Annotated in this window: 1 protein-coding gene and 1 pseudogene; both read left to right on the top strand. The window is 66.5% G+C overall.

The genetic code is table 11. The features are described 5' to 3' along the window. Positions 1-10: 10 nt before the first annotated feature. A complete protein-coding gene (locus AMM33_RS21390; protein ID WP_090143242.1) occupies positions 11-2,701 on the top strand; it encodes an Ig-like domain-containing protein in 2,691 nt (896 codons plus the stop codon). Next, a pseudogene (locus AMM33_RS21385) lies at positions 2,692-2,963 on the top strand (NADH-quinone oxidoreductase subunit L); the annotation flags it as partial. The gene AMM33_RS21390 and the pseudogene AMM33_RS21385, both read left to right, overlap by 10 nt.

Below are 2,963 nucleotides of genomic sequence, written 5' to 3'. Positions count from 1 at the left end.
GTCTGGCAACGTGAGCGCCCCGACGGCGCTGCCTGTCACGATCRMMRYYGMCACGACCCCACCGGCAGCGCCCGCTGCCGTGCTCGACCCCACCAGCGACAGCGGCACCCAGGGTGACAAGACCACCACCGACACCACGCCTACCCTCAGCGGCGCAGGTGGCACACCGGGTGACACCATCACCATCAAAGACCCACAAGGCAACGTCATCGGCACCGCCGTGGTCGCGGCCAACGGCAGCTGGGCCATCACGCCCACCACCGCCTTGCCTGATGGCACCATCGCCTTGAGCGTTACAGCCACAGACCCGTCTGGCAACGTCAGTGCCCCCACTGCGCTGCCCATCACCATCGACACGACCCCACCGGCAGCGCCCGCTGCCGTGCTCGACCCGACCAGCGACAGCGGCACCCAGGGTGACAAAACCACCACCGACACCACGCCTACCCTCAGCGGCGCAGGTGGCACACCGGGTGACACCATCACCATCAAAGACCCACAGGACAACGTCATCGGCACCGCCGTTGTGCAGTCCAACGTAACCTGGGCCATCACCCCCACCAACGTTTTGCCTGATGGCACCATCGCCTTGAGCGTCACCGCCACCGACCCGTCTGGCAACATCAGCGCGCCCACGACGCTGCCCATCACCATCGACACGACCCCACCGGCAGCGCCCGCTGCCGTGCTCGACCCCACCAGCGACAGCGGTACCCAGGGTGACAAAACCACCACCGACACCACGCCTACCCTCAGCGGCGCAGGTGGCACACCGGGTGACACCATCACCATCAAAGACCCACAAGGCAACGTCATCGGCACCGCCGTGGTCGCGGCCAATGGTACTTGGGCCATCACGCCCACCACTGCACTGCCGCTGGGCCTGAATAACCTGAGCATCACTGCCACAGATCCGTCTGGCAACGTGAGCGCCCCGACGGCGCTGCCTGTCACGATCGAAGCCGCTGCCACCGCGCCCGCCGCGCCTGCGGCCGTGCTTGATCCGACCAGCGACAGCGGCAAGCTGCTTGACAGCGCCACCAATGACAACACGCCCACTGTGAGCGGCACCGGCACTGCCGGTGACACCATCACCGTCAAAGACCCACAAGGCAACGTCATCGCCACCACCGTGGTGGCTGGCAACGGCACCTGGGTGGCCACGCCCACCACCGCGCTGCCAGATGGCCTGATCAACCTGTCCGTCACCGAGACCAACCCCGCAGGCCTGAGCAGCGCACCGACCCCGCTGCCCGTCACCATTGACACGACCCCACCGGCAGCGCCCGCTGCCGTGCTCGACCCCACCAGCGACAGCGGCACCCAGGGTGACAAAACCACCACCGACACCACGCCAACACTCAGCGGCGCAGGTGGCACACCGGGTGACACCATCACCATCAAAGACCCACAAGGCAACGTCATCGGCACCGCCGTGGTCGCGGCCAACGGCAGCTGGGCCATCACGCCCACCACCGCCTTGCCTGATGGCACCATCGCCTTGAGCGTTACAGCCACAGACCCGTCTGGCAACGTCAGTGCCCCCACTGCGCTGCCCATCACCATCGACACGACCCCACCGGCAGCGCCCGCTGCCGTGCTCGACCCGACCAGCGACAGCGGCACCCAGGGTGACAAAACCACCACCGACACCACGCCTACCCTCAGCGGCGCAGGTGGCACACCGGGTGACACCATCACCATCAAAGACCCACAAGGCAACGTCATCGGCACCGCCGTGGTCGCGGCCAACGGCAGCTGGGCCATCACGCCCACCACCGCCTTGCCTGATGGCACCATCGCCTTGAGCGTTACAGCCACAGACCCGTCTGGCAACGTCAGTGCCCCCACTGCGCTGCCCGTCACCATCGACACGACCCCACCGGCAGCGCCCGCTGCCGTGCTCGACCCSACCAGCGACAGCGGCACCCAGGGTGACAARACCACCACCGACACCACGCCTACCCTCAGCGGCGCAGGTGGCACACCGGGTGACACCATCACCATCAAAGACCCACAAGGCAACGTCATCGGCACCGCCGTGGTCGCGGCCAACGGCAGCTGGGCCATCACGCCCACCACCGCCTTGCCTGATGGCACCATCGCCTTGAGCGTTACAGCCACAGACCCGTCTGGCAACGTCAGTGCCCCCACTGCGCTGCCCRTCACCATYGACACGACCCCACCGGCAGCGCCCGCTGCCGTGCTCGACCCSACCAGCGACAGCGGCACCCAGGGTGACAAAACCACCACCGACACCACGCCTACCCTCAGCGGCGCAGGTGGCACACCGGGTGACACCATCACCATCAAAGACCCACAAGGCAACGTCATCGGCACCGCCGTCGTCGCGGCCAACGGCACTTGGGCCATCACGCCCACCACTGCACTGCCGCTGGGCCTGAATAACCTGAGCATCACTGCCACAGATCCGTCTGGCAACGTGAGCGCCCCGACGGCGCTGCCTGTCACGATCGAAGCCGAAGCCCAAGCCGTTGCCCCATCTGCCCCAGCCGCCGTGCTCGACCCCGCCAGCGACAGCGGCACCCAGGGCGACAGCAGTACCACCGACACCACGCCCACCCTCAGTGGCGCGGGTGCCACACCGGGTGGCACCATCACCATCAAAGACCCGCAAGGCAACATGGTTGGCACTGCCGTGGTCGCGGCCAACGGCAGCTGGTCGGTCAAGGCTTCATGACCATCCAGCCTATGCTTTACGGTGACTTCTTCAAAGACGTGATCTTCATCGATGCGGCCAAGCACCCCGCGATGCAGAAACTCGGCGAGTTGTTCCACGGCCCCGTGGCCATGGCGCTGCACGGTCTGAGCACGGCACCGTTTTGGTTGGCTTTGGCCGGTGTGGTCACGGCTTGGTACATGTACCTCGTCAACCCCAAGGTCCCCGCCTTTTTTGCCCGCTCTCTGCTTCCCTTGAACGTGCCCCTCCAGATCACGTACTT

The sequence above is a fragment of the Limnohabitans sp. DM1 genome (assembly GCF_001269385.1).
In the GTDB taxonomy this organism is placed as follows: domain Bacteria; phylum Pseudomonadota; class Gammaproteobacteria; order Burkholderiales; family Burkholderiaceae_C; genus Limnohabitans_A.
This window is presented reverse-complemented; position numbering and strand designations above follow the sequence as displayed.